Origin of the sequence: Pseudomonas sp. Bout1 (assembly GCF_034314165.1) — a bacterium.
Taxonomy (GTDB): domain Bacteria; phylum Pseudomonadota; class Gammaproteobacteria; order Pseudomonadales; family Pseudomonadaceae; genus Aquipseudomonas.
Genome location: NZ_JAVIWK010000001.1, coordinates 5,562,193 through 5,587,132, shown reverse-complemented (window position 1 = coordinate 5,587,132; position 24,940 = coordinate 5,562,193). Strand labels below are relative to the sequence as shown.

Sequence of the window (24,940 nt, the reverse complement as noted above, 5' to 3'; positions counted from 1 at the left end):
AGGTGATGCCATCGCAGGCAAGCCAGCTCCCACAGAAAACCAGTGCCTGGGAGGATTTCCATGAGCTCCACCAAAGACCCCTGCATCAGCGTCTGCAAATTCACCGATGACATCTGCGTGGGCTGCGGACGCAGCAAGCGTGAGATCCGTGCCTGGAAGAAACTCGACAAGGTCGACAAGCGCACGGTACTCGCCGAAGCTGAACTGCGCCTGCTGGCGCTCGGTGCCACCGGTCGGCGGAAAGGCCAATGAACCAGCACTTATCGACTAGTCTTTGATGCGCAACGCGCGCCTTACGCGTATGATTCGCGACCCTTTGGCGATGCGTTCGCCAAACGCCCAGCTTTTACTATCTTCAGGCCAAGCCTGAATCGACACACCGGGAGGTGCTTAAGATGAGTGACCAAGACCAGAACGACAGCCAGGAAATCGGCCCCGCAGGCGAAAAACTGCAGAAAGTCCTCGCCCGTATCGGCGTAGGCTCGCGCCGCGACGTAGAGGCCTGGATCACCCAGAAGCGCATCAAGGTCAACGGCGTTGAAGCCACCCTTGGCCAGCGCGTCGACCTGCACGATGCCATCACCATTGATGGCAAGGTCATCAAGCGTGAAGAGGCCGCCGAATCGGTGCGCCGCGTCATCATGTACAACAAGCCCGATGGCGAAATCTGCACCCGTGACGACCCGGAAGGCCGTCCAACCGTATTCGACAAGATGCCGCGCCCTAAAGAAGGCCGCTGGATCAACATCGGTCGCCTGGACATCAACACCACCGGCTTGCTGATGTTCACCACCGACGGTGAACTGGCCAACCGCCTGATGCACCCTTCCTACGAGATGGACCGTGAATACGCGGTACGTGTACGTGGCGAAGTCGATGACGAAATGATCGAGCGCCTCAAGGCGGGCGTGGTGCTGGAAGACGGCCCGGCCAAGTTCACCGACATCAAGCAGGCACCGGGCGGCGAAGGCTTCAACCATTGGTACCACTGCGTGGTGATGGAAGGCCGTAACCGTGAAGTCCGTCGCCTGTGGGAATCCCAGGGCCTGGTGGTCAGCCGCCTGAAGCGCGTGCGTTTCGGCCCGGTGTTCCTCAACTCCGACCTGCCGATGGGTCGCTGGCGCGAAATGAGCCAGTTCGAAGTCGACATCCTGAGTGCCGAAGTTGGCCTGACGCCGGTCGCCATGCCGCAGATGAACGCCAAGAGCAAAGACAAGCTTGAGCGTATGCAGCGTAAATCGTCGCGCCCGGTGGCGCGTACCGACCGTGTGGCCCGCACCTTGCGCCCTGCGCTGGATGCCCCGGCCACTGGCGGTCGCATCTCCCGCGAGCCGCACATCGAAGGCGAGCGTCGTCCTTCGGCACCGGCTCGTCAGGACGGTGAACGTGCTCCGCGCGCACCGCGCCCGGCCGGTCGTGGTGATGCCCCTGCGGGCGGTCGCGGTAACCGGGGTGAGTCTGGCCGTGGTGCCCCGGCTACAAGCCGTAGCGACGACAGCGCCAGCACCAAACGCCCAGCCAAGCCATCGCCGAAAAAGCGTCCGGGCCTGAAGCTGGTCGATGACGCGCCATCGGGCAAGCGTCGTGGTGCACCGGCCGGTTCCGGCCAGCGTCCAGGGTTTGGTCGCAAGAAGCCGCAGTGATTCACTAAGCGCTGCACAAAAACGCCAACCCTCGGGTTGGCGTTTTTTTTTGGTCTGGATTTGGAATGTGTTCTATCAAGCAGGCCTGATTTTCTGTGGGAGCTGGCTTGCCTGCGATGCTGGCAGCTCGGTCTATCGGCAATACCGAGGTGATGCCATCGCAGGCAAGCCAGCTCCCACATTTGATCTCCATTGTTTTGATGGACGTGTCAGAACATGAAAGCCCCATCAAACACCGGCTTGTCATCCAACGCCAACACGCCGCTGGCGAAGATCAGGTCCAGATGATGGCTGCCTTTCTGCCCACCGCCCAAGCCCAGGTGCAGCCCGCAATGGCGCTCCTCAAAGCCGGCATTGCGCGCATACAAATCCTTCACGCCTTCGTTGGTGCCAATGCCCAATTCTTCCACCCGGCGGTTGGACGGGTTGGCATTCAGGTATTTGTTGAAGTCATCCGCCAGCCCCGGCACTTCACTCGCCACGGTGCAGATGGTCGAGTTCTCGATCCACAATTCCAGCGGTGATTGCAGCACGCCGTATTTGCGTGCAAAGGGAATGGTGCTGAGGAAAGTGCCGACAAACCGCACCTGGCCATTGATGGCCTCGCTGTGGGTAGCGATCTCGCCGGGCGCCAGGTCGTGGTTGCCGACGCCGTTGATATTGGTCCACTTCTTGATGCTGCTCAGGGGCGCTTCAAGGCGCGAGCCATGCTGATCGGTGAAGCTCAACACGCTGGCCTGGGACATGCGCCGGATCAACGTGGCGTTGAGGTCGGCAATCCGTTGTGGGGCAACGCTGAAGGTGTCGTAGAAATAGTCGCCGTAGTCCTTGAGCAGCAGGGACTTCTTCCAATGCTCGGCCATCACGCCTTGCAGCGCGCGGATAAAGTCCGGGCCTTCGGCGCTTGGGTTGGGCAGGGTCGAGGAATCGTAGAGAAACATATACAGGTCGCAGTCTTCGATGGCTTTGGCCAACGTTTCGCTGGGGGCTTGGTCCAGGCGCTGTACCTGGAAATCGAAGCGGGCGGCGCTGCCCTGGATGATCGACTGGGCGATGGCGTCGTAGCGTTCGGTATGGCCGAGCAAAATGCTGGGGCGATGCAGGCCGGCAAGGGCCGGATGATGGGCGAGGTAATACAGAAAATGTTCGACGGCGCGGGCCTTGTCCATGACGTCCTTCCTTCAAAGCCTTCGGTAAGAGCAGTGGCAGGTGCGGCGTCCCGCGCCTGCCGGGGTGCCTGATCAGATTAGAAAGGCCACATCGCGGTGCCAAATGGCACAACGGCATCGGCTTGCATCATTTCAACGGCGGCCTCGTGGGTCGGCGCTTCAAACCAATCGTCGAGTTGCAGTTCGGTTTCCAGGTCGTTTTCCAGTGCTTGCATGGTGAATCTCCTAGATGACGGTGTTTGAGAACGAGCTTGCCAGCGGGCTGCGCCGGGCAAGTGGATGAACCTAGAAGAGTGTGTTTGGGAATGCAAAATCTTTATTGACACGGTTTCATTCGGATTTTTTATTCTGTTTTGATGGCGATTTGGTTTATGCCGGTGAAACAGACAGTTGGCTGCGTGTTTCTGTAGGAAGCGTCTTGCCGTCAACTTCCCGTGTTCTAAAAGAATTTTCCCGGTGTCCCTCCTATCTGCTGCACCGCATCCTGTCGGCCCAGACAGGTTTGGCGGTGTACAATGCGCCGCGTTTTACTGTGATCCCACTATTCAGGGCTATCCGCCCCGTGCACTCCGCCTGGCCACAAGCCGGTCGGCTTCGATTTCGTCACAGATCAGACCTTGCGTGAGACCCTTTCCATGAGTGAAGCCAACTCGCATTCAGGTGAACTGAAGCGCGGCCTGAAAAATCGCCATATCCAACTGATCGCCCTCGGTGGCGCGATTGGTACCGGGTTGTTCCTGGGCTCGGCCGGCGTGCTGAAATCCGCCGGGCCGTCGATGATCCTCGGCTATGCCATCTGCGGCTTTATCGCCTTCATGATCATGCGCCAGTTGGGCGAGATGATCGTCGAAGAACCAGTGGCCGGTTCCTTCAGTCACTTTGCCCACAAATACTGGGGCGGTTTCGCCGGCTTTCTGTCGGGCTGGAACTGCTGGATTTTGTACATCCTGGTGGGCATGTCGGAGCTGACAGCGGTTGGCAAGTACGTGCACTACTGGTGGCCCGAGATTCCGACCTGGGTGTCGGCGGCGGCGTTTTTTGTGCTGATCACTGTGATCAACCTGTCCAACGTCAAGGTCTTCGGCGAGGCTGAGTTCTGGTTTGCGATTATCAAGGTGGTGGCCATCGTCGGGATGATCGCCCTAGGCAGTTATCTGCTGGTGAGCGGCACCGGCGGGCCGCAGGCTTCGGTGAGCAACCTGTGGGAGCACGGTGGCTTCTTTCCCCATGGGGTCGGCGGCCTGGTGATGGCCATGGCGATCATCATGTTCTCGTTTGGCGGCCTGGAGATGCTCGGGTTTACCGCGGCCGAGGCGGATCAGCCGCGCACGGTGATCCCGAAGGCGATCAACCAGGTGATCTACCGGATCCTGATTTTCTACATTGGTGCGCTGGTGGTGCTGCTCTCGTTGACGCCTTGGGACAGCCTGCTGGCAACCCTGAATGCTTCGGGTGACGCGTATAGCGGCAGTCCGTTTGTGCAGGTTTTTTCGATGTTGGGCAGCAGTGCGGCGGCGCATATTCTTAATTTTGTGGTGCTGACGGCGGCGTTGTCGGTCTACAACAGTGGTACCTACTGCAACAGCCGCATGTTGTTGGGGATGGCCGAGCAGGGGGATGCGCCTCGTGTGCTGGCGAAGATCGACAAGCGCGGGGTGCCGGTGAGGGCGATTCTGGCGTCAGCGGCGATTACGCTGGTGGCGGTGTTGATGAATTACCTGATTCCGCAGCATGCGCTGGAGTTGCTGATGTCGCTGGTGGTGGCGACCCTGGTGATTAACTGGGCGATGATCAGTTTTTCGCATTTCAAGTTCAGGCAACATATGGATCGGACGGGGCAGGTGCCATTGTTCAAGGCGCTGTGGTACCCGTATGGCAATTACCTCTGCCTGGCGTTCGTGGTGTTTATTCTTGGCATCATGTTGCTGATCCCGGGGATCCAGGTGTCGGTGTACGCGATTCCGGTTTGGGTGGCGTTCATGTGGGTGTGCTACGGCATCAAGAACAGGCGTAAGGCTCGGGAGGGGGTGGTGTTGAGTCGGGGTTGATCTCGGGTACATATCCGTTGCTGCGGTAACGGCCGCTTATGGTTCCGCTTTTACAGCGGGTCACTTTTGGCAAACGCCCGGCATGCCGGAACGAAGGCTGGACCCGCAAATCAAAAGCAAGAGCACGGCGGCCTGAAAGCCGGCTTGAGTGTTAGAAGCCAGATCAAAAACCGAGCTCCTTTTTCTGTAGGAGCTGGCTTGCCGGCGATGCAGACAACTCGGTCTGGCAGGTACACCGAGGTGATGCCATCGCCGGCAAGCCAGCTCCTACAGTTGAACCGTGCCAGCCTTTGATTTTGCTGTTGCTTTTAACACTCAAGCCGGCCTGTAGGCCGCTGTGCTGTTGATCTGCTTGTGATCTTGATCTTAGGCGCCCCGTTAAACCACGCTGGCCGAACGCAGGCTTTGGAGCGTGGGTAACTCGGCAGGACGGCGGCCCACGGTCCAAAGCCTGCGTGAGGGCATATGCCCCAGGCCCCAGCAGCCCAACACATTGGCGTATCCTTACCCCTCCAACCCAAGGCCCGATCAAAAAATGCTGGTGATTTCCAACAACGTGCACCTCCCCGACGCCGAGGTTGAGCTGACGGCCATCCGCGCCCAGGGCGCCGGCGGTCAAAACGTCAACAAGGTCTCCAGCGCCGTGCACCTGCGCTTCGACATCCCGGCCTCGTCCCTGCCTGACTTCTACAAGGAACGCCTGCTGGCCCTGCGCGACACTCGCATCACCAGCGAAGGCGTGCTGATCCTCAAGGCCCAGCAATACCGAACCCAGGAACAGAACCGCGCCGACGCCCTCGAGCGCCTGGTAGAGCTGATCCTCAGCGCCACCAAGGTCGAAAAGAAACGCCGCCCCACCAAACCTACCCTGGGCTCAAAAAAGCGCCGCCTCGAATCCAAGACCAAACGCGGCAGCATCAAGGCCGGCCGCGGCAAGGTTGATTTCTAAGCCGCCCCGCGCTCCTCGCGGTATTTAGGCGCCTGCCGGTACAGGTACAGGCTCAACAGCAACCCGCAAAACGCCGCGATCGCGGCAAACAGGAAGATCGAGGCAAACCCGAACCCCGCCGCAATCGCCCCGGCCAACGGCCCGGTGATCCCCAGCGACAAGTCGATAAACAGCGAATACGCCCCCACCGCCGCGCCCCGGCTCGACGCCGGCACCAGGTTGACCGCCTCCACCCCCAGCGCCGGGAACACCAGGGAAAAACCAAACCCGCTCAACGCCGCGCCGGCCAATGCCAAATGAGGGTCCGGCGCCAGCCATAACAGCAGCAGCCCCAGGGTCTCCACCGACAAACAGGCAATCGCCACGCGAAACCCGCCAATGCGGTTGATCAGGTTGCCGAACAATAACCGCGCCCCGATAAAGCTGGCCCCGAACAGGCTCAGGCACAGCACCGCGTTGTCCCAGTGCTGGGTCGCGTAATACAGGGTGATGAAAGTCGCAATGGTGCCAAACCCGATTGAGCCCAGCGCCAGGCCGCAGCCGTGAGGCAGCACGCGACCCAGTACGTGCATGAACGGCAGGCGCTCGCCCACCACGATGGGGGCGGCAACTTTTGGCCAGGCCAGCAGCAGCCCGAGCAGGGCCAGCAAGATGATGCTGACGCCCATGCTCCACAGCCCGAAATGACTGACCAGCAACACCCCCAGCGGCGCGCCGATGGCCAGGGCGCCATAGCTGGCGATGCCGTTCCAGGAGATGACCTTGGCGGTGTTCGCCGCGCCCACCCGGCCGATGCCCCAGCCAATGGCACCCGAGCCCACCAGGCTTTCAGCGCTGCCCAACACCAGGCGGCCGATCAAGAGGCTGGTCAGGCTCAACGCCGGAAGGTGTGAGAACCACGCCGAAAGCAACATCAACACGCCGCTCAAGCCGCAACCCGCCAGGCCATACATGACCGCACGCTTGCTGCCGCGGTTGTCGATGATGCGCCCGGCATAGGGCCGGCTCAGGAGGGTGGCCAGGTACTGCACGCTGATCACCAGGCCCGCGATCACAGCGCCAAAGCCCAGGTCGCTGTGCACGTAACCCGGCAATACGGCCAGGGGAATGCCGATGTTCAGGTAGCCAATGAAGGTGAATAGAACGATGGAAACAACTTGCAGCGTGACCGCCATGGGGCGCTGGGTATCGGGCATGGGGAGAGGTCCACTGTCGCAGCAGGAAAAGATAGGCTGCTTATGATACCGATGCTGGGTGCATGCGGGGGCCGCAAAGCAAACTTTCAGCGATCGGCGGGGTTCAGTAACTGCGTGGTTACCAGCGCGGCCAGGGCGTTTTCCTGGGTGCCGAAGCGCTTGAGCAGCAGCGCCTGTTTTTCCGGGGTGAGGCGGTTCCAGATGTCGACCATCTGCAGGGCAGTGTCGAGCAGGGCGGTATCGGGGGTGGTGTCGGTCATGGCGGGGCTCACGGTGTTCAGGCGGTGTGGAAAGCGCGCAATGTCACGCTTTCCACACGGTCTGGGTACGGCACTCAGTCTTCGCTTTTGCGATCGACCGGTTTTGCCTCTTTGGGCTCGGGCTTGCTGGCACCGGCCTGTTGCGGGGTTGGCTGCTCAGTTTCGTGCAGGCTTGGGAAGGGGAGATTAGGGATTTCGTGCATCGTCGTCGCTCCTCGCAAGATCTGTTTTATCAATCGCAGGTGATTCCGCGCTTTCAAAAAGCTTGGGCAGGATACAGCACTGTAAATGACAGAAAGATTTTATCTCAAAAAATGAACGCGTCTTCATCCCGCCGCACAAGTGACATGGCGCCACAGTTGGATCCATTGTCATCGTACAACATCACGGTTAACGGATTGACATCGTCGCGCGGACTGAATATAACGCTAACAGTTGTATGACGACATATGACGTTACAGTTTTATAACGCCTGTAATACGGGTGTGCTTGGTCGCAGAACGTACGCCTCAAATCTAAAAATAATTAAGGTGAAGCGATGAAAATCAAAGGCATCCGTTGGTGGATGGTCGGGCTGATGACGGTCGGCCTGATTATTAACTACCTGGCCCGCAACACGCTCTCCGTCGCAGCCCCCACGCTGATGACCGACCTGAGCATCTCCACAGAGCAGTACTCCCACATCGTTGTTGCCTGGCAGGTGTGCTACGCCCTGATGCAACCGATCGCCGGCTATGTGATCGATGCGATTGGCACCAAGATGGGTTTTGCGATCTTCGCCATTTCCTGGTCGGTCGTGTGTGCGCTGGCTGCGTTTGCCACGGGTTGGCAGAGCCTGGCAGTGGCTCGTGGCGCGCTGGGGCTGACCGAATCGGCAGGCTTCCCCGGTGGCGTCAAGGCGATTACCGAGTGGTTCCCGGCCAAGGAGCGCTCCGTCGCGATCGGCTGGTTCAACTTCGGCTCCTCGTTTGGTGCATTGCTGGCGCCGCCATTGGTGGTCTGGGCGATTCTGCACAGCGGCTGGCAGTTGGCGTTCCTGATCGTCGGCGGTATCGGCCTGGTGTGGAGCGGGCTATGGATGTTGCTGTACAAGCACCCGCGTGACCAGCGCCTGCTGGCCCAGGCCGAGCGGGAGTATATCGAAGCCGGCCAGGAAACCCACCTCAAGGATGGCGTGCAGAAGAAAGCCAGTTGGAAGCGTATCCTCAAAAGTCGCAACTTCTTTGCCATTGCCTCGGCGCGGATGCTCTCGGAACCGGCCTGGCAAACCTTCAACGCCTGGATTCCGCTGTACCTGATGACCGAGCGGCACATGAACATCAAGGAAATGGCGCTGTTCGCCTGGCTGCCGTTTCTGGCGGCCGACATCGGCTGCGTGCTGGGTGGCTACCTGAGCCCGCTGTTTCACCGCTACTTCAAGGTCTCGCTGTTTAACTCGCGCAAGTTGGTGATGTTGCTCGGTTGCCTGTGCATGATCGGCCCGGCCTGCATCGGCCTGGTAGACAGCGCCTACACCGCGATCGCCCTGCTGTGCGTCGGCGGCTTCGCGCACCAGACGTTGTCGGGCGCACTGTTTTCCATCGCCTCGGACTCGTTCGGCAAGAACGACGTGGCCACCGCGACCGGCGGCGGGCAGATGTGCGGGTTTATCGGGGCTGCGGCCTTTACCGCCGTGTTCGGCGTTCTGGTGACCAAAGTCGGCTACGGCCCGCTGTTTGTGGTGCTGGCGATTTTTGACATCATCGCCGCCATCGTGATCCTGACGGTGGCGCGGGAGATTGTTAAAGACCCGGAACCGGCCGCCCACAGAGGTCAGGGCGGCACGTTGCTGCCGGTTTAACCCTGGCGCTCCATCGCCGCCTTGTAGAGTGAGTTCTTCGGCTGGGCAAACACCCGTGCCAGCATCGGTTCGAAGAAGCTCAACGGCAGGGTGTCGTAGGCCGGGTCGAACGCCGCGGCGTCGTACTCGGCGCAGAACTCGATGGTTTGCCGATACTGCGGGTGGTCGCCAAATTGCTCGCGCAGGTGGCGGTCCATCCCCAGGTGGTGGAAGAAATAGTAGCCCTGGAAGATTCCGTGCTTCTCCACCATCCACAGGTTCTCGGGGCTCACAAAAGGCTTGAGAATGGCGGCGGCGATGTCCGGGTGGTTATAGGAACCCAGGGTGTCGCCGATATCGTGGAGCAGCGCGCACACCACGTACTCTTCATCACGGCCACCGTGCCAGGCGCGGCTGGCGGTTTGCAGCGAATGGGTCAGGCGGTCCACCGGGAAGCCGCCGAAGTCGCCCTCCAGCAGCCGCAGATGCGCCACGATCCGGGTCGGCAATTGTCGGGCATAGGCGCTGAAATCCTTGGCGATAATGGCCCAGTCTTCCTCGGTGCCGTCCTGCATATGGGTGAATCGAGCCTGCTGGTTCATCAAAGGCGCTCTTATTGTTTTTGAGGGGCGGGGCTAGAACGCCACCTTGCCCAGAATCATGTCGCGGTACATCACAAAATCCCCCAACAGGCTGTACAGCGGATGCTGGAAGGTTGCCGGGCGATTCTTTTCAAAGAAGAAGTGGCCAACCCAGGCAAAGCTGTAGCCCGCCACCGGCACTGCCAGCAGCAGCCACCAGGCGCCTTTGCCGACCGCGAAGGCCAGGAGGAAGATAACGAGGCTGGTGCCAATAAAATGCAGGCGACGGCAGGTGCTGTTGCCGTGTTCGCTCAGGTAATAGGGGTAAAAATCAGCAAAGCTGTTGAATTGCCTGACATTTTCCACGGTGATCGGCCCTCTGGTTATTGTTCTGCCCGACAGATGTTCGGCGGGGAGCTTATTTGAGTCTAGAGTCATCAGTGGTAACAGCCAGTGACAATAGATGCCACTTTAGTATCCTTCGGATTCCTGGCTGTCGTTTCAGCCTTCCTTGTTAAGAAAACGCCATGAGCGAACGAACGACCTCTGCAAGCTGGGCGATGGGGATAGTCAAGGCGTTGGAGATGGACGGCCTGGATTGCCGTGCCTTGTTCAAGCAGCTTGGCCTGGATTACGCCGCGCTGAATGACCCCGATGCGCGCTTCCCCCAGGATTCCATAACGCGGCTTTGGCAGCGCGCGGTCGAACTGTCGGGCAACCCGGCGATCGGCTTGAACATGGGCAAGGTGGTGCGGCCGGCGTCGTTTCATGTGGCCGGCTATGCGTTGATGTCCAGCAACACCCTGGCCGAAGGCTTTATGCGCCTGGTGCGTTATCAGCGGATCATTGCTGAAAGCGCCGACCTGAGTTTTCGCCTGTTACCCGAAGGTTATGCGCTGATTCTTACCGTGCACGGTGACCACCTCCCACCTACCCGGCAAAGCGCCGAAGCGTCCCTGGCCAGCGCCCTGGCGTTATGCGGCTGGCTGACCGGGCGCACGTTGCAACCACGCAAGGTGTTGGTGCAGGGCGATCAGCCGGCGGACCTTGGGCCTTACAAACAAGCCTTCCATGCACCGCTGGTGTTCAACGCCCCCTATGACGCGCTGATCTTCGAGCGGGCAGATATGGAAGCGCCGTTGCCTACGGCGAACGAGGCGATGGCGTTGTTGCATGATCGTTTTGCCGGGGAGTACCTGGCGCGGTTTTCCGAGAGCCGGGTGACCCACAAGGCGCGGCAGGTGTTGTGCCGGTTACTGCCCCAGGGCGAGCCCAAGCGCGAGGTGGTTGCGCAGACGTTGCACCTGTCCCAGCGCACCTTGCAGCGCCGCTTGCAGGAGGAAGGCACGAGTTTCCAGACCCTCCTGGATGACACCCGCCGCGAATTGGCCGAGCAATACCTGGCGCAGCCAAGCATGACCCTGCTGGAAATTGCCTACCTGTTGGGGTTTGCCGACCCGAGCAACTTCTTCCGAGCGTTCCGCCGCTGGTTCGATGCCACGCCCGGCGAGTACCGGGCGCGGTTGCAGGCGCTGCCGGTCAGTGACGCCAAAATGCCGGAATGCACAGCACAAATACCGTGATGATCTCCAGCCGGCCCAACAGCATGCCGAACGACAGGATCCACTTGGCGGCGTCCGGCAGGGTGGAGAAGTTGCCGGCCGGGCCGATGGTTTCCCCCAGGCCCGGGCCTACGCCAGACACGGTGCTGGCCGCGCCGGTCAGTGCGGTCATCCAGTCCAGGCCCAGCAACGACAAGGCCAGGGCAATGGCGCAGATGGTAATGGCGAAGAAAAACGAGAAGGTCAGGATCGAACGCACGATTTCTTCATCGAGGCGATGGCCGTTGTACTTCTGCTTGATCACCGCCCGCGGGTGAATCAACTGGTTCAAGTTGGCCTTGAGCAGGATGTAGGCCACCTGGAAGCGAAAGATCTTGATCCCGCCGGCGGTGGAGCCGGAGCAACCACCCACAAAGCCCAGGTAGAAGAACAGCATCAACGAGAAATTGCCCCAGATGCTGTAGTCCCCCAACGCAAAGCCGGTAGTGGTCACCACCGAAGTGACATTCACGGCGACGTGGCGCAGTGCGTCCAGCCAGGGCAGGTTGGTGGTCCACCAATACCAGGTGCCCAGCACCAGCCAGGTCACCACCAGCAACCCCAGCATGCCTTGCACCTGCTGGTCCTTGATCAGCGCCCGACGGTTGCCACGCATCGTGGCCACATACAGGGTGAACGGCAGGCTGCCCATGATCATCACCACCACCGCTACCCAGTGCACCGCCGGTTGTTTCCAGTGGGCCAGGGATTCGTCGGAGGTGGAGAACCCGCCGGTGGAAATCGCCGACATCGCATGGTTAATCGCATCGAACAAACCCATGCCGGCCCACCAGAACGCCAGGCTGCCGAGGATGGTGATGCCCACGTACGCCGCCACGATCAGGCGCGCCACCATGTGCGAGCGGGGCATGACCTTTTCCGAGCGGTCCGAAGATTCGGTCTGGAACAGGCGCATGCCGCCGATGCGCAGCAGCGGCAGGATCGCCACCGCCATGCCGATAAAACCGATGCCGCCGAGCCAGTGCAGCAACGAGCGCCAGATGAGGATGCCCGGGGACATGGTGTCCAGGCCGCTGAGTACGGTGGAGCCGGTGGCGGTGATGCCGGACATGCTTTCGAAAAAGGAGTCGGTGTAGCTGATGTGCTGGGTCAGCAGGAACGGCAGGGCGGCGAAGATACACACCACCAGCCAGCTGGAGACGGTCAGCAGGTACATGTCCCGTGGGCGCAAATGCACGTGTTCCGGGCGGCCGGGGATGACCAGCGCCAGGCCGGCGATGAAGGTGATCAGGCTGGCCCAGAGGAACGATGGCAGGTCGCTGGTGCGTTCGAAAAACACCAGGGTCGCCATGGGGATGACCATGGCGATCGCCAGGGTGATCAGGAAGATGCCGATAATGAAACCGATAATCCGTAAGGTCGGCAACGCCATGAGGTCCGCTCGGGGTGACAGGGAAAGGCGCCATTCTACCTGCGGTGCAGGGCAAGTAAACCGGGGGACTGCACGCTGCAGGACCGACCTGACGGAACGTGGGCAACTATGTAATGCACCTGCGAGGACGCCTCAAAGCAGCATGAGTGTCAACGACTCATCCTTGAGGTTCTTTCATGCAATCAGCTCATACACCCTTGCCGCCTTCGTTCAGGCGCCTGTTGTTTTCCAGTGACAGCCCGCATCAAGTCATGCAGCGAGAGCGGTTCGGCGCACTGAACCGGGAGATAGCTGAACACTTTGAACGCCAGCCCACCTTCCACGGATTTGTGCAAAGGGAGTTGCGCCAGGCATTTCCCGAGCTGGCGCAGGACGGCGATCCGGACAAGATTTTTATCCGTTCATCTACCCCCTCGGATCACCCCTCAACGGCGCCGCTGGAGCCCCATATCCTGGAGGCGGTGGTTCGCCGGATAGTCGAGCAGCAGCCCGCCGACTACGCCACCCGCCAAGCGCATTTCGAGCGCTCGACCACGGCTGGGGATGAAACGCAGGCGGTAAGTGCGATCACTGCCGCGCAATTTGACCGTTTTCTCGATCAGTTGGCCACTGGGCTAGTCAGTCGCTACGCGTCTTACCTGCAAGCCTTCTGGGACACCTCGGTCAGCCTCACGGACACCCGCTCGCGCAAGCAATGGCTGATTGACCAACGGGCCTTGCATCTGCGTCTTGAAGCCGAGTTGCTCAAGGCCGATGGCCTGATGAGTGATGGCGCCTATGCACTGTTGACTAAGGTTTTGCGCTATCGCGACGCCCCGGCCAGGCGGAAAAACCTGCTCGGCTATTGTCCTTGCGTCTATAGCGTGGCGCTTGCCGGTGAAGGGGCTGCGCCCCATCTGGCGTTGCATGGCGCGCTTGTGATGACCGCCAAAGACCCGGACCACGCCGTGGTATGGGAAGACGCGCAAGTGCCTGAGCCATCGGTGCGCCCCTTGGAAAGCGATGCGGATGTAGGAACCGTGGTGTTGTTTACCCCGACTCAAGGGCTGGAGTGTTTTGACTCCCTGGCGCTTCTGGATCAAGAACTGCACCGACGCTTGAAGGTTTCTTCCGAATTTTCAGGGCTGCTTATGCTGGTTGCGCAAAACGATCAAACGAGGGCAATGGGTAGGCATCTGGCGGCTAAAACACAGGGCGGGTTTCGCTACGGCGAATTGAATGCGTCGGCATTTGCCGAAAGTGTCGAGGCGCAATGTACGCGCTTGCACAGGGATTTCAGTACGCAGGTCGAGCTGTACCGCAATCGGGGCGTGTCGAGCCGCATGGGGGACCTGCCCGCCAGCCTTGATCGGGCAACCGACCTGAGACATGCCTTCGGGCTCGACAGCGTATTGCTGGCGCGTGAGCTCAAGCGGCTGGCGAGAACGTTGAGTGACTTCTTGAAGCCTGCCTCCCAGGCCGACCGGGAGGCCTGGGGGCGTGCGGTCGAGCGTTACCGGGCGGCACTCGGTGAACTCCCCGAATGGGCGACTTTACCTTCTCTCCTGCAGTTCGGTGATACCGCGACATTGCTGGCCTACAGCAACGAACAACTGCGTACGGCACTGGAGTCTGAGTACGGCCTGGACGTGGACCCGGACCACATCCTTGTTCACACCAGGGAGACGCGCAAGCCGGTCGGCAGCTACGTGCCGGGTGCGCCGCCCCTGGTGCCTGAAGGGCGGCGCTACCATATGCGCAAGCGGACATTGACCCAACTGGCACTGGAAAACGTTGGAGGTATCGATCTTAATTTCGTCAACTTTTCGCGCCTCACTGATGTGCAAGACCAGGCGTATTCGGCCCTGACCACCGCGCAGGTCAAGTACCTGGTACGAAGCGTCAATATCGGCGGGCGTTATCCAGACTTCCTGAAACATCGTTTATTGACCTCTCCTGAGGCGCTGGTGCAAAAAACCAGCTACGCCAGGATCACCGCTCTGCAGATGCGTGTAGACGCGTTGGAAGCCAAGATCGCCGGCGACTTTTTGCCCGACCGTTTGGACCGCGGGTTTCAATGGGTCAATAGTGTTTTGAACCACCCGCAGGACACCAGCGAGAGGGCTGAAGTCGAGGGGCACAGGATTCTGGTCCGCGGCCTGCAGCTACGTGGGGTGCGTGTGCGCGGGGTGCTTGTGTTCAGTACCGCATCGGAATCTGTCGGGTCCTTGGTTGCTTATATGCCCCAGGCACCTTCTGGCCGAGTGTTCTACGAGTTCGCCGACAGCGCGCAACTGGCGCGCGAGCTGATTGACCACAGCTCGTGGCATGAGTATCTCGTCAGCCGTGTGAGCCTTGAGGATCAAGCATTGATCCGCAGGATGTTGAAGGGCCGGGTGCGCGGCGAAATGGTGCATCTGCCGCGCATCTCCGAGAACGTATTGATGGAGGCTTATGAGCTTGAGGCCAGTGCAGCGATCAATATGGCCGCGCAACGCACCACTAGCACCCATGAGACCAATATTGATACGACGTTCACTTTGATTGAGGCAAGCCTGGATATCATCACGTTGGTCTTGCCGGTCAAGATCACGATGGTGATCGGTATGGCCAGGAGTCTTTTTTCCCTCGTGCGGGCCATCCAGGCAGCAGAGGCAGGCGATCGTGAGCTGGCCGCCCATAGTTTTGTAAGGGCCTTTGCCGAGCTGGTCGGGGCAGCAGTGGACGGCTTTGTCGGGAGCGCCTCGATATCGGCAGGTGCCGTGGGCAAAAAAACCGGCTTGAGCAGTAACATGGCCTTGAGCAAGAAACCGTCGGGGTTGACGCCTTTGCCTGGTTGGGAACTCCACGGGATTTTCAGCCAGTCAGCGGGAGAAGGCGGTTTCGCGCGACATTTTCTGAGGGACAAAGAGCATTGGTATTCGATCAAGTATGACCCTGATGTCGAGGTCTGGAGGGTAAGGGACGCGCGCAAGCCCTTTGCCTATCATCATGCGCCCCTGCGGCGCGATGCGTCGGGGCACTGGGAAGTGGCTTCCCCGGGGATCGGTTTGAAAGGTGGTTACCCCGTTGAACAAACGCTGATGAACGCCTTTCCCAATCTCACCCGAACCGGCGCGCGAAAAATCCTCGACGCCTTCAGCTTTCCGCCAGGCCGGGTTCTGGAGCTTGAGTTGGAACTGGCACGCGAGATGAGCGTATGGAGCGATATTCCTGGACGGTTTCACCAATACCTGAACCAGCCCCTGGACCATATACGGCTACGCATGAGTGGATATGAACCTATCGACCCAACGGCAGCGGTTGCCGGTCCCAGTCGCATTCCGGTCCTGCCCCCCGTCAGGCTGGCACTGCGACCAGGCCCCCAGCCGGTATGGGCTGAATGGGGCAAGACGATACCGGCTTCGCAGATTGCGCCCAATCCTTCACGCGCCTACACCTTTACCGTAAGCGATCCATCGGCAGGCCTGAGGGGAGATGTGATTGCGATTGGGCAGCACTATTATCCGGTGCTGCCCAAGGGTGAAAACTGCCCTGATGCCCTGGCGCATCTGTATGACCCAAGTCGGCCGCCACTCAACGCTGCAAACTTTAACGATCAACTGGCGTTTGACTTCAAGCGCCAGCCACGCATCGCAATCCACGATCCGGCAACCGGCAAGTGGCAGGTAGATGAAGGCCCGATGCTGTGGGGGGACACCAGTCGGTTCCTTGTCGGGGCGTTCCCGACGATGTCGCATGTATCGAGGCGAAAGCTGGCCAATGCGATGTTTGATCACTTCAACCCTGGCGGGGTAGTGACGTCAGGTGGGCTGACCACATTCCTCGGTCAATTGAACACTTGGCGTTTGGTCTTGAGTCGAGGACTGGACCCGTTGCAGTTCCTTTCTGCGTCGCCAAAAAACACGGCAGGTAGAGTCAGGCTGAATGTTGTCAGCCCGGCATTTTTGCAAATGAACTTTGGGATCCATGAAATCATCCGCTTGGGGCTGGCGGTTACGGCGTCGATGGACGCTGTTGCTCTTAGGGGGGCGCTGCATAAAGTGGTGACCGGACTTGGCTATCGACTGATCGGAAATGGAGGCCCCGGCCCTGAATTGTTATTCAAATGGTCGTCGGGCAGCGCCGTCTATTGCCTCAGCCCGCACCCCATCCTGGGACGATCACCCAAAATGCTGCACCCACTGGGTCCCGGCCTTGACCTGAGCGTTCTGGATGGGCCGACCCAGGCAGTCGTCAGCCAGAGCCAGGCACGTGGAGATTTTTCGATGCTGCACGGTGGGGTTATTCTCAGGAGCGGCTATCCGACGGTGTTCATCCTCAAACAGTGAGGCCTGGCATGTTGACCGTGGTGCCGGACGCCTGACAGCGCCCGGCACCTGCTTGATCAGAACTCGTGATCAGCGTTGTCCGGGTTCAAGTCACTGATGCCCAGCTTGCCGGCCGCCTGTTCGATCGAACCGGTCTGCTTCACCAATGCGGCGATTGCATCGCGCACAATCTGGTTGCCTTTATCGTTACCGGCAGCGATCAACTGGTCGTAATGCTCACCGTTGTTGGCGTGGTCCACCATCACCTGGATCTTCGCTTCGGTCGACGCCAGGTCGGCCTTGAGCGTTGCATCGGCAGTCGGATCCGCCTTGGCCACCAGGGACGACAGGCTGGCGCCGGTCATCTTGGTACCGTCGGTGCGGGTGTACTCGCCCAGGTAAACGTTGCGAATACCCTTGGCGTCGTAGAAGTGCGAGTTGTGGGTGTTGTCGCTGAAGCAATCCTGTTCGTCTTCCGGCGAGTTGGCTTCCAGGGAAACCTTCATGCGTTCACCGGCCAGTTCGCCCAGGGACAGGCTACCCATGCCGAACAGCATTTTGCGCAGGCCATCGGTAGGCGCTTCGGCTTCCAGCGTGGCGCGGTAGTTGTCTTCAACCTTCGGCTTCCAGTTGCCGACCATCTCTTCCAGGTCGCTGACCAACAGTTGAGTCACGGCGCGCAGGTAGGTGCGGCGACGCTCGTTGTGGCCGCCAGTGGCGCCATCACCGGTCATGTAGTCCGAGGCAGGGCGGTTGCCGGCGCCTGGGCCTGTGCCGTTGAGGTCCTGGCCCCAGAGCAGGAATTCAATCGCGTGGTAGCCGGTGGCAACGTTGGCTTCGGAACCGCCCAACTCATTCAGGCTGGCGAGTTTTTCCGGGGTGATGTCTTTCACATCGACCTTGTCTTCGCCGACCTGGATCTCGTTGTTGGCGATGATGTTGGCGGTTGCGCCAGGGTTGCCCAGGGCGTGTTCGTAGGTCTTGTCGACGTAGTCGATCAGGCCTTCGTCCAGTGGCCAGGCGTTCACCTGGCCTTCCCAGTCGTCAATGATGGTGTTGCCAAAGCGAAACACTTCACTCTGCAAATACGGCACACGGGACGCGATCCAGGCGGTACGGGCCGCTTTCAGGGTGTCGTCGTTCGGGTTGGCGAGGAAGGTGTCGATGGCGGTTTGCAGGGTTTTTGCGGTGGACTCGGCGTCGCTGTACACCGCGAACACCATGTCTGCGTAATGCGCGACCACGGCCTTGGCGGCGGCCTCGTCAACCTGGCCTGCCGGGGCAGCCGCGGGGGCGGTAGTGCTGGCGGCGGCCGGCGCTTGAGGCGCGGCGGCCTTGTCTTTGCCTTCACCGCAACCGGCAAGCGAAATGGCAATGGCGAGAAGGCTGGCGGTGGCCAGGGGCATACGAATCATGGCGAACATCCTGCTTCGGTTGTTGATGGGGCACGCGGGGGGTGCGCAAAACTGCGACATAATGCGAAAGATTTGCATTTTGTGTAAAGGGTTATAAGTAGGAAATATTTAGTATCGATTTGCTGGCCGCCGGTGTGCGCGTTCCCGGTGGCCGGCATGGCTTCAGAGAATGGCCGCGTTATTGCGCTGGGCCTGTTTCAAATAAGCCACCAACTCCCGGGCCGGCAGGGGTTTGCTGTAGTGGTAGCCCTGACCTTCGTGGCAGCCTTCGGAGATGATGTAGGCCTCCTGCTCGGCGGTTTCCACCCCTTCGGCGATCACCTGCATGCCCAGGCTTTTGCCGAGCTGGATGATCGCCCGCACGATGGTTGCATCGTCGTCGTCGTCCAGCAGGTCCTGGACGAAGCTCTTGTCGATCTTGATCTTGTCCAGCGGCAGGCTTTTCAGGTAGCTCAAGGACGAATAGCCGGTGCCGAAGTCGTCAATGGCAATCAGCGCCCCGGAACGGCGCAGGCTCAACAGGTGCTGGGCCGCGGTGCTGATGTCTTCCATCAGGCCGGTCTCGGTGACTTCCAGCTCCAGGCTGCGGGGCGGCAGGCGGTAGATCTGCAGCAGGTTGTTGACCACCCGCGGCAGCTCGGCGTGGTGCAGTTGCACGGTCGACAGGTTGACCGCCATGCGCAGCTCGGTGAAGCCCAGGTCATGCCATTCGCGCAGTTGCCGGCAGGCCTGGTCCAGCACCCATTCGCCGATGGCAATGATGGTGCCGTTCTGTTCAGCCAGCGGGATAAAAAGGTCGGGCGGCACCAGGCCATGTTCCGGGTGCTGCCAGCGAATCAATGCCTCCACACCCACCACGCGATGGTCGAGATAGCTGATCTGCGGCTGGTACACCAGGTGGAACTGCTCGCGGCTCAAGGCGTCGCGCAAATCCTTTTCCAGCTCGCGGCGGCGGCGCATTTCGCTGTCGACGCTGGCGATATAGAACTGGTAGCGGTTGCGCGAACGGCTCTTGGCCAGGGTCATGGTCTGTTCGGCTTTTTGCAGGAGCTTCTCGGTGCTGTCGCCGTCTTCCGGGAACAAGGTGATGCCGATGGTGGCGCGCAGGCGGATCTGTTCGTGGTCGAGGGCGAATTCGGCTTCCAGGTCATCGAGGATGCTTTGCGCCAGCTCGGCGGCCTCGTAGGGTTGCTCGATATCGGCCTGCACCAGGGCGAACTGGTCACCACCCAGGCGGGCGAGCGCGCCGAGGCGGCCACTGTGAGCGCGCAGGCGGTCGGCCAGGGCCAGCAGCAACTGGTCGCCGGCCTGGTAGGTGAACTGCTCGTTGACGCTCTTGAAGTCATCCAGCCCCACGCACAACACCGCGACCCGGCGTTGCCGGCGGCCGGCGTCGATCAGGATCTTGTCCAATTGCTCCTGCAGCTTCTGGCGGTTCGGCAGGCCGGTGAGAAAGTCGTACTGGGCCATGCGCAACAGGCTGTTTTCCGCCTCATGGCGCAAGTGGGTATTGCGCTCGATGGATTCGAGCAACTGGTTGGCGGTGTTGATCCATACCCCCAGTTCGTTTTTCTCGTGGCCCTTGAGTTGCGGGATCTTGTGCTCACTGGGGCGGTCGGGGTTGATCGAGCTCAGGTGCTCGATGATGCGCGACAGCGGCTTGGTCAGCAGCCAGTGATAGACCAGGTACAACACCAGGCCCATGGCCAGCGCCCGCAGTACCCCGGAGATGAATATGATCACCGAGCTGACGAGAAACCCTTTGCCGTAGGTGGCGGTGTCGAGGGTGATGCTCAGGTCGCCGTAGTACTCGCTATAAGGCCCGCGCCCCACCAACGGGGTGGTGAAGGTGCGCTCCTGGCCCAGAATCAGGTCGGTCAGCCAGCGGGTCGGGGATTGTTGCAGGTCGCGGGTTTTTTCCGCGAGCATGGTTTCGTTGGGATGGCCGATGGAGGCCATGCGCACGGCATCGTCCTGGAACAGGCCTTCGATGACCTGCATGCCCATCTCCCGGTCCAGGCTGTAGACGGCCTGGGTGGAGGGGTCGCGAAACATGTCGAGGATGCGCTGGGCATCGCCGGCCACGGCCTGGCGCGTCTTGTAGCCATCAAAGACGATCTGCGCCGCGCTCAGTACCACGCCCACTGCCAATGCCGAAAGCAGCACCACCCGTAGCAACTTCACCGACAAGCTGTTTTTGAGTTCCAGCTTCAAAGGGTTATTCCTTGTTCCATGCGGGTAGCCTCAATATGCCATGAGTATTGGCAATCCAGTGAGGGCAGTCAAAGGGACATTGCGGGGTGTGCTGGTTTGGCGGCGGGGGCGAGGCGGATTTGCATCCGCCTGCCTGGAGTGCAGGTGGGTGGGCGTGGCGCGTCAGGCGTTGTTGCCGAAGGTCAGTGTTTGCTTCTTGTTGACCTCCAGGCTGGCAAACTCAACGGACTTGTTGGGCTCGGCGTCATTTTTTTTCAACACATCCCCCAGGGATTTTGCGGCCAGATCGGCAAAGGGCTGGAGGAGCGGTGCAACGGCCTTGGTGACATCACCCACGGCGGTGGCCACTTGGCCAACCAGGGGTACTGCGGCGGCTAATGCTGCGATAGACATCGTCATTTCTCCGACAGGTATAAGAGGCATAGTCCTCGCCCGTCTGGGTGGCATCAGCGGCTCACCGAGTTCCACCGGGCATAAAAAAGCCCGGCAATCGCCGGGCTCTTTTTACTGCAAGCGGTACTTAAGCGGTGAAGGTTTTGCCTTCGAACTGCTCAGTCACGAACTTCCAGTTGACCAGGTTCCAGAACGCTTCCACATATTTTGGACGCACGTTGCGGTAGTCGATGTAGTAAGCGTGTTCCCAGACGTCGCAGGTCAGCAGCGGGGTGTCGCCGCTGGTCAGCGGGTTGCCGGCGCCGATGGTGCTGGCCAGGGCCAGGGAACCGTCAGCCTTTTTCACCAGCCAGCCCCAACCGGAACCGAAGGTGCCGACGGACGTCTTGGTGAACTCTTCCTTGAACTTGTCGAACGAACCGAAGGCAGCGTTGATCGCCTCAGCCAGTGCGCCGGTCGGTTGACCGCCAGCGTTTGGCGCCAGGCAGTTCCAGTAGAAGGTGTGGTTCCAGACCTGAGCGGCGTTGTTGAAGATGCCGCCCGAAGAAGACTTGACGATTTCTTCCAGGGTCTTGCCTTCGAACTCGGTGCCAGGCACCAGGTTGTTCAGGTTCACGACATAGGTGTTGTGGTGCTTGTCGTGGTGATACTCCAAGGTTTCCTTGGAGATGTGCGGCTGCAGGGCATCGTGTGCGTAGGGCAGCGGCGGCAATTCGAAAGCCATGATGATTCTCCTAATCAGGTCAGTTGCGGTGAGCGCAAGGCCGATCACGGGCGGCCAAACAAGCGCCGGGGAGTTTGTACTCTTTGCGGCGCAGGGGCTGGATCATAGCACCGGGGGTGCGGCAAAACCACGCAACAACTGTGTGGGATAGAGGTTCCAGAGCGTTTTGGAATATCTACGCTGCGCTGATTAATTGATAGGCCACGCTGAACATCATGGCGGCTACCAACAGGTCCAGAATACGCCAGGTGGCGGGGCGCGCCAGCCACGGTGCCAGCCATGCGGCGCCCAGCGCCAGGGTCATGAACCACAGCAGTGAAGCGCTGGCGGCGCCGGCCACATAAGCGCCGGGTTCGGTTTGCTGGGCGCCGAGGGAGCCGATCAGCAAGACCGTGTCCAGGTACACGTGGGGGTTGAGCAAGGTCACCGCCAGGGCGCTGAGCATCACCGCCTTCAGCGAGCGCACCTTGAGGTTTTCGCCCTCGCCCAGGCTCTGCTTCGAGCAGGCCCGGCGCAGCGCCAGGGTGGCGTACCACAGCAGGAACGCCGCGCCGCCCCAACGGGCAACCGCCAGCAATATCGGGTTATGCGCCAGCACCGTCGCCAGGCCGAACACGCCAGCGGCCACCAGGATCGCATCACACACCACGCACAAGGCCGCCACGGGCAGGTGATGTTCACGCCGCAGGCTTTGCGCCAACACAAAGGCGTTCTGCGTGCCGATCGCCATGATCAAGCCAAAGGCCACCAACAGGCCGTTCGTATAGCTTTGCCACATAGGATTTACTCCGCGCCCGCCGCCAATTGCTGCAACACCGTCATGGCGCGCTCGGCATCGGCGCGGCCGACAAACAGGTGGTCGTGGTAGTAGCCGGCAATCACGTTGCAACTGATTCCGGCCTTGCCCAGGGCCGTGGCAAACGCGGCGGTCAGGCCGACGGCTTCCAGGGCCGAGTGCACGTTAAGGGTGATCCACGCCGCCACGTAGTCGAAAACCAGCCCGGCCCGCTCGGCTTGCTGGCGCTCGACGATCAGCGTCAGGCCTTCCTGCTCGCGAAAGCTGCCGACAGCTTCGCAACCCTCGGGAATTCGGCCGTCGGCCAATGTGCAGAACACGTAGTCACCGTCATTGAGCTGTGGGCTCATGCTACGCAGCAGGGTTGCCAGGGCGGTTTCGCCAGCCATGTGGAAGGTCCTTGAATAAGAAGAAGCGATGCTGGCTATTCTCCGGTCCCAGGCTGTATAAGAAAAACCAATATTGCTGATCGCTCATTAGGAAAACTGATGTTCGACTATAAATTGCTTTCCGCCCTGGCGGCGGTGGTGGAACAGGCCGGTTTTGAACGGGGCGCCCAGGTACTGGGAATTTCGCAATCGGCGATTTCCCAGCGGATCAAGTTGCTGGAGGCGCGGGTCGGCCAGCCGGTGCTGGTGCGCGCCACGCCGCCGACGCCCACCGAAATCGGCCGCCGGCTGCTCAACCACGTGCAACAGGTGCGGTTGCTGGAGCGCGACCTGCAAAGCCAGGTGCCCGCGCTGGATGAAGAAGGCATGCCCGAGCGCCTGCGCATCGCCTTGAATGCCGACAGCCTGGCCACTTGGTGGGCCGAGGCCGTCAGCGACTTCTGCGCCGAGCAGCATCTGCTGTTGGATTTGGTCGTGGAAGACCAGACCGTCGGCCTCAAACGCATGCGTGCCGGTGAAGTGGCCGCCTGCATTTGCGCCAGCGAACGCCCGGTGGCCGGCGCCCGCAGCCTGTTGCTCGGTGCCATGCGCTATCGGGCGCTGGCCAGCCCGGCGTTTGTCGCGCGGCACTTTCCCGATGGCGTACGCGCCGATCAACTGGCCCGCACCCCGGCGCTGGTGTTCGGCCCGGATGATTTCCTGCAGCATCGGTACCTGGCTTCGCTGGGCGTCGACGGTGGTTTCGAGCACCATTTGTGCCCATCGTCCGAAGGTTTTATCCGCCTGACAGAAGCCGGGTTGGGCTGGGGCCTGGTGCCCGAATTGCAGGTGCGCGACCAGCTTGAAAGGGGCGTGCTGGTGGAGTTATTGCCAGATAAGCCGATCGATGTGCCGCTGTACTGGCATCATTGGCGCAGTGGTGGACAATTGCTGGGCTTGTTGACGGATCATCTGGCACACACAACCGGGCAATGGTTGGTGCCGTTGGAGTGATGGCCAGCGTCAAGGCAACAGCGATGAAAAACGAAAGAATGCGGAGTAAGTCATGAAAATTCTGGTCACCGGCGCAAGCGGCTTCATCGGCGGGCGCTTTGCGCGTTTCGCCCTGGAGCAGGGCCTGGACGTGCGGGTCAACGGGCGGCGGGCCGAAGGTGTAGAGCACCTGGTACGGCGCGGCGCCGAGTTTATCCAGGGTGATTTGAATGATCCGGACCTGGTGCGCGAGTTGTGCCGTGACGTCGAAGCCGTGGTGCATTGCGCCGGGGCGGTGGGCCTGTGGGGGCGATATCAGGATTTTCACCAGGGCAATGTGCTGGTCACTGAAAACGTGGTGGAGGCCTGCCTGAAACAACGGGTGGGGCGCCTGGTGCACCTGTCGTCGCCATCGATCTACTTCGATGGCCGCGACCACCTGGGGCTTACCGAGGAGCAAGTGCCCAAGCGCTTCAAGCATCCGTATGCGGCCACCAAATACCTGGCGGAGCAAAAGGTGTTCGGCGCCCAGGAGTTCGGCCTCGAGGTGCTGGCCCTGCGCCCGCGGTTTGTCACGGGGGCCGGCGACATGAGCATCTTCCCGCGCCTGTTGAAAATGCAGCGCAAGAACCGCCTGGCAATTGTCGGCGACGGCCTGAACAAGGTCGATTTCACCAGCGTGCACAACCTCAATGAAGCCCTGTTGAGCAGTTTGCTCGCGACCGGCTCGGCGTTGGGCAAGGCCTACAACATCAGCAACGGTACCCCGGTGCCGGTGTGGGATGTGGTGAACTATGTAATGCGCCAGATGGACATGCCTCAGGTCACCCGTTACCGGTCCTACGGCTTGTCCTACAGTGTTGCGGCGCTCAATGAGGCGTTTTGCGCGATGTGGCCGGGGCGTCCGGAACCGTCGTTGTCACGCTTGGGCATGCAGGTAATGAACAAAGATTTCACCCTCGACATCACCCGCGCACGGCATTATCTGGACTACCAGCCCAAGGTCAGCCTGTGGGCGGCTCTGGACGAGTTTTGCAGTTGGTGGAAAGCCCAGGACGTGGGGCTTAAATAACCGGCAACACACCGGGA

23 protein-coding genes are annotated in these 24,940 nt (G+C 60.6%); 9 read left to right on the top strand and 14 right to left on the bottom strand.

The genetic code is table 11. The features are described from left to right. Positions 1 to 60 precede the first annotated feature (60 nt). Both RGV33_RS25865 and rluB read left to right on the top strand, forming a co-directional pair. Positions 61 to 252: a DUF1289 domain-containing protein gene (locus RGV33_RS25865; protein ID WP_322147090.1), complete on the top strand. Its 192-nt coding sequence runs from the start codon at positions 61 to 63 to the stop codon at positions 250 to 252. Positions 253 to 395: 143 nt separating this feature from the next. Then, positions 396 to 1,643, top strand: coding sequence for a 23S rRNA pseudouridine(2605) synthase RluB (gene rluB / locus RGV33_RS25860; RefSeq protein ID WP_322147089.1), 1,248 nt, complete (start codon positions 396 to 398; stop codon positions 1,641 to 1,643). A 209-nt stretch (positions 1,644 to 1,852) separates the two neighbouring features. Here the strand turns inward: rluB and RGV33_RS25855 are convergent, their stop codons facing one another. Both RGV33_RS25855 and RGV33_RS25850 read right to left on the bottom strand, forming a co-directional pair. Beyond that, positions 1,853 to 2,812: a leucyl aminopeptidase gene (locus tag RGV33_RS25855; protein WP_322147088.1), complete on the bottom strand. Its 960-nt coding sequence runs from the start codon at positions 2,810 to 2,812 to the stop codon at positions 1,853 to 1,855. A gap of 77 nt (positions 2,813 to 2,889) precedes the next feature. After that, a complete protein-coding gene (locus tag RGV33_RS25850) occupies positions 2,890 to 3,027 on the bottom strand; it encodes a hypothetical protein (RefSeq protein WP_003175756.1) in 138 nt (45 codons plus the stop codon). A 420-nt stretch (positions 3,028 to 3,447) separates the two neighbouring features. On the opposite strand from RGV33_RS25850, the gene RGV33_RS25845 reads away from it, so the two are divergent. Further along, positions 3,448 to 4,860 carry an amino acid permease gene (locus RGV33_RS25845; RefSeq protein ID WP_322147086.1) on the top strand — a complete coding sequence of 471 codons (1,413 nt, stop codon included), beginning with the start codon at positions 3,448 to 3,450 and terminating at the stop codon, positions 4,858 to 4,860. A gap of 535 nt (positions 4,861 to 5,395) precedes the next feature. Next, positions 5,396 to 5,809: an alternative ribosome rescue aminoacyl-tRNA hydrolase ArfB gene (arfB, locus tag RGV33_RS25840; protein ID WP_322147085.1), complete on the top strand. Its 414-nt coding sequence runs from the start codon at positions 5,396 to 5,398 to the stop codon at positions 5,807 to 5,809. Here the strand turns inward: arfB and RGV33_RS25835 are convergent. The 3 genes from RGV33_RS25835 to RGV33_RS25825 all read right to left on the bottom strand — a co-directional run bounded on the left by RGV33_RS25835 (position 5,806) and on the right by RGV33_RS25825 (position 7,468). After that, positions 5,806 to 7,005, bottom strand: coding sequence for an MFS transporter (locus RGV33_RS25835; protein WP_322147084.1), 1,200 nt, complete (start codon positions 7,003 to 7,005; stop codon positions 5,806 to 5,808). The two genes, arfB and RGV33_RS25835, sit on opposite strands and share 4 nt — an antisense overlap. An 86-nt stretch (positions 7,006 to 7,091) precedes the next feature. Further along, the gene (locus RGV33_RS25830) at positions 7,092 to 7,265 is read right to left on the bottom strand and encodes a hypothetical protein (protein WP_322147083.1); all 174 of its coding nucleotides are present in this window, start codon (positions 7,263 to 7,265) and stop codon (positions 7,092 to 7,094) included. A 74-nt stretch (positions 7,266 to 7,339) separates the two neighbouring features. Next, entirely contained in the window at positions 7,340 to 7,468 is a 129-nt protein-coding gene (locus tag RGV33_RS25825; RefSeq protein WP_322147082.1) for a hypothetical protein, read from the bottom strand. A 362-nt stretch (positions 7,469 to 7,830) separates the two neighbouring features. Here RGV33_RS25825 and RGV33_RS25820 point away from each other — a divergent pair, with 362 nt between their 5' ends. Further along, entirely contained in the window at positions 7,831 to 9,105 is a 1,275-nt protein-coding gene (locus RGV33_RS25820) for an MFS transporter (protein WP_322148739.1), read from the top strand. Here the strand turns inward: RGV33_RS25820 and RGV33_RS25815 are convergent. Continuing rightward, positions 9,102 to 9,686, bottom strand: coding sequence for an HD domain-containing protein (locus tag RGV33_RS25815; protein WP_322147081.1), 585 nt, complete (start codon positions 9,684 to 9,686; stop codon positions 9,102 to 9,104). The two genes, RGV33_RS25820 and RGV33_RS25815, sit on opposite strands and share 4 nt — an antisense overlap. Before the next feature lie 33 nt (positions 9,687 to 9,719). Then, positions 9,720 to 10,031, bottom strand: coding sequence for a DUF962 domain-containing protein (locus tag RGV33_RS25810; protein ID WP_322147080.1), 312 nt, complete (start codon positions 10,029 to 10,031; stop codon positions 9,720 to 9,722). 161 nt (positions 10,032 to 10,192) lie between these two features. On the opposite strand from RGV33_RS25810, the gene RGV33_RS25805 reads away from it, so the two are divergent. After that, positions 10,193 to 11,248, top strand: coding sequence for an AraC family transcriptional regulator (locus tag RGV33_RS25805; RefSeq protein WP_322147079.1), 1,056 nt, complete (start codon positions 10,193 to 10,195; stop codon positions 11,246 to 11,248). Here RGV33_RS25805 and RGV33_RS25800 read toward each other — a convergent pair. Continuing rightward, positions 11,205 to 12,659 (bottom strand): TrkH family potassium uptake protein, encoded by a 1,455-nt coding sequence (locus RGV33_RS25800; protein ID WP_322147078.1) that lies wholly within the window; start codon positions 12,657 to 12,659, stop codon positions 11,205 to 11,207. The two genes, RGV33_RS25805 and RGV33_RS25800, sit on opposite strands and share 44 nt — an antisense overlap. A 176-nt stretch (positions 12,660 to 12,835) precedes the next feature. Here RGV33_RS25800 and RGV33_RS25795 point away from each other — a divergent pair, with 176 nt between their 5' ends. Further along, positions 12,836 to 16,969, top strand: coding sequence for a dermonecrotic toxin domain-containing protein (locus tag RGV33_RS25795; protein ID WP_322147077.1), 4,134 nt, complete (start codon positions 12,836 to 12,838; stop codon positions 16,967 to 16,969). A gap of 56 nt (positions 16,970 to 17,025) precedes the next feature. Here RGV33_RS25795 and RGV33_RS25790 read toward each other — a convergent pair whose 3' ends face one another. The 6 genes from RGV33_RS25790 to RGV33_RS25765 form a co-directional block, all read right to left on the bottom strand. Beyond that, the gene (locus RGV33_RS25790) at positions 17,026 to 18,363 is read right to left on the bottom strand and encodes an imelysin family protein (RefSeq protein ID WP_322147074.1); all 1,338 of its coding nucleotides are present in this window, start codon (positions 18,361 to 18,363) and stop codon (positions 17,026 to 17,028) included. 162 nt (positions 18,364 to 18,525) lie between these two features. After that, a complete protein-coding gene (locus RGV33_RS25785) occupies positions 18,526 to 20,577 on the bottom strand; it encodes a putative bifunctional diguanylate cyclase/phosphodiesterase (RefSeq protein ID WP_322147073.1) in 2,052 nt (683 codons plus the stop codon). A 162-nt stretch (positions 20,578 to 20,739) separates the two neighbouring features. Continuing rightward, on the bottom strand, positions 20,740 to 20,970 hold the full coding sequence (locus RGV33_RS25780; RefSeq protein WP_322147072.1) for a hypothetical protein: 231 nt from the start codon (positions 20,968 to 20,970) through the stop codon (positions 20,740 to 20,742). 127 nt (positions 20,971 to 21,097) lie between these two features. Then, positions 21,098 to 21,694 (bottom strand): superoxide dismutase, encoded by a 597-nt coding sequence (locus RGV33_RS25775; RefSeq protein WP_322147070.1) that lies wholly within the window; start codon positions 21,692 to 21,694, stop codon positions 21,098 to 21,100. Between the two features lie 175 nt (positions 21,695 to 21,869). Then, positions 21,870 to 22,472, bottom strand: a complete 603-nt coding sequence (locus RGV33_RS25770) for a LysE/ArgO family amino acid transporter (RefSeq protein WP_322147068.1) — start codon at positions 22,470 to 22,472, stop codon at positions 21,870 to 21,872. Between the two features lie 5 nt (positions 22,473 to 22,477). Then, complete coding sequence (locus tag RGV33_RS25765; protein WP_322147067.1) at positions 22,478 to 22,879, bottom strand: ACT domain-containing protein; 402 nt, start codon at positions 22,877 to 22,879, stop codon at positions 22,478 to 22,480. Positions 22,880 to 22,978: 99 nt separating this feature from the next. Between RGV33_RS25765 and RGV33_RS25760 the strand changes: the two genes are divergently transcribed. Both RGV33_RS25760 and RGV33_RS25755 read left to right on the top strand, forming a co-directional pair. Then, positions 22,979 to 23,872 carry a LysR family transcriptional regulator ArgP gene (locus tag RGV33_RS25760; protein WP_322147066.1) on the top strand — a complete coding sequence of 298 codons (894 nt, stop codon included), beginning with the start codon at positions 22,979 to 22,981 and terminating at the stop codon, positions 23,870 to 23,872. Between the two features lie 52 nt (positions 23,873 to 23,924). Then, positions 23,925 to 24,923 carry an NAD-dependent epimerase/dehydratase family protein gene (locus RGV33_RS25755; protein WP_177090617.1) on the top strand — a complete coding sequence of 333 codons (999 nt, stop codon included), beginning with the start codon at positions 23,925 to 23,927 and terminating at the stop codon, positions 24,921 to 24,923. Positions 24,924 to 24,940 lie beyond the last annotated feature (17 nt).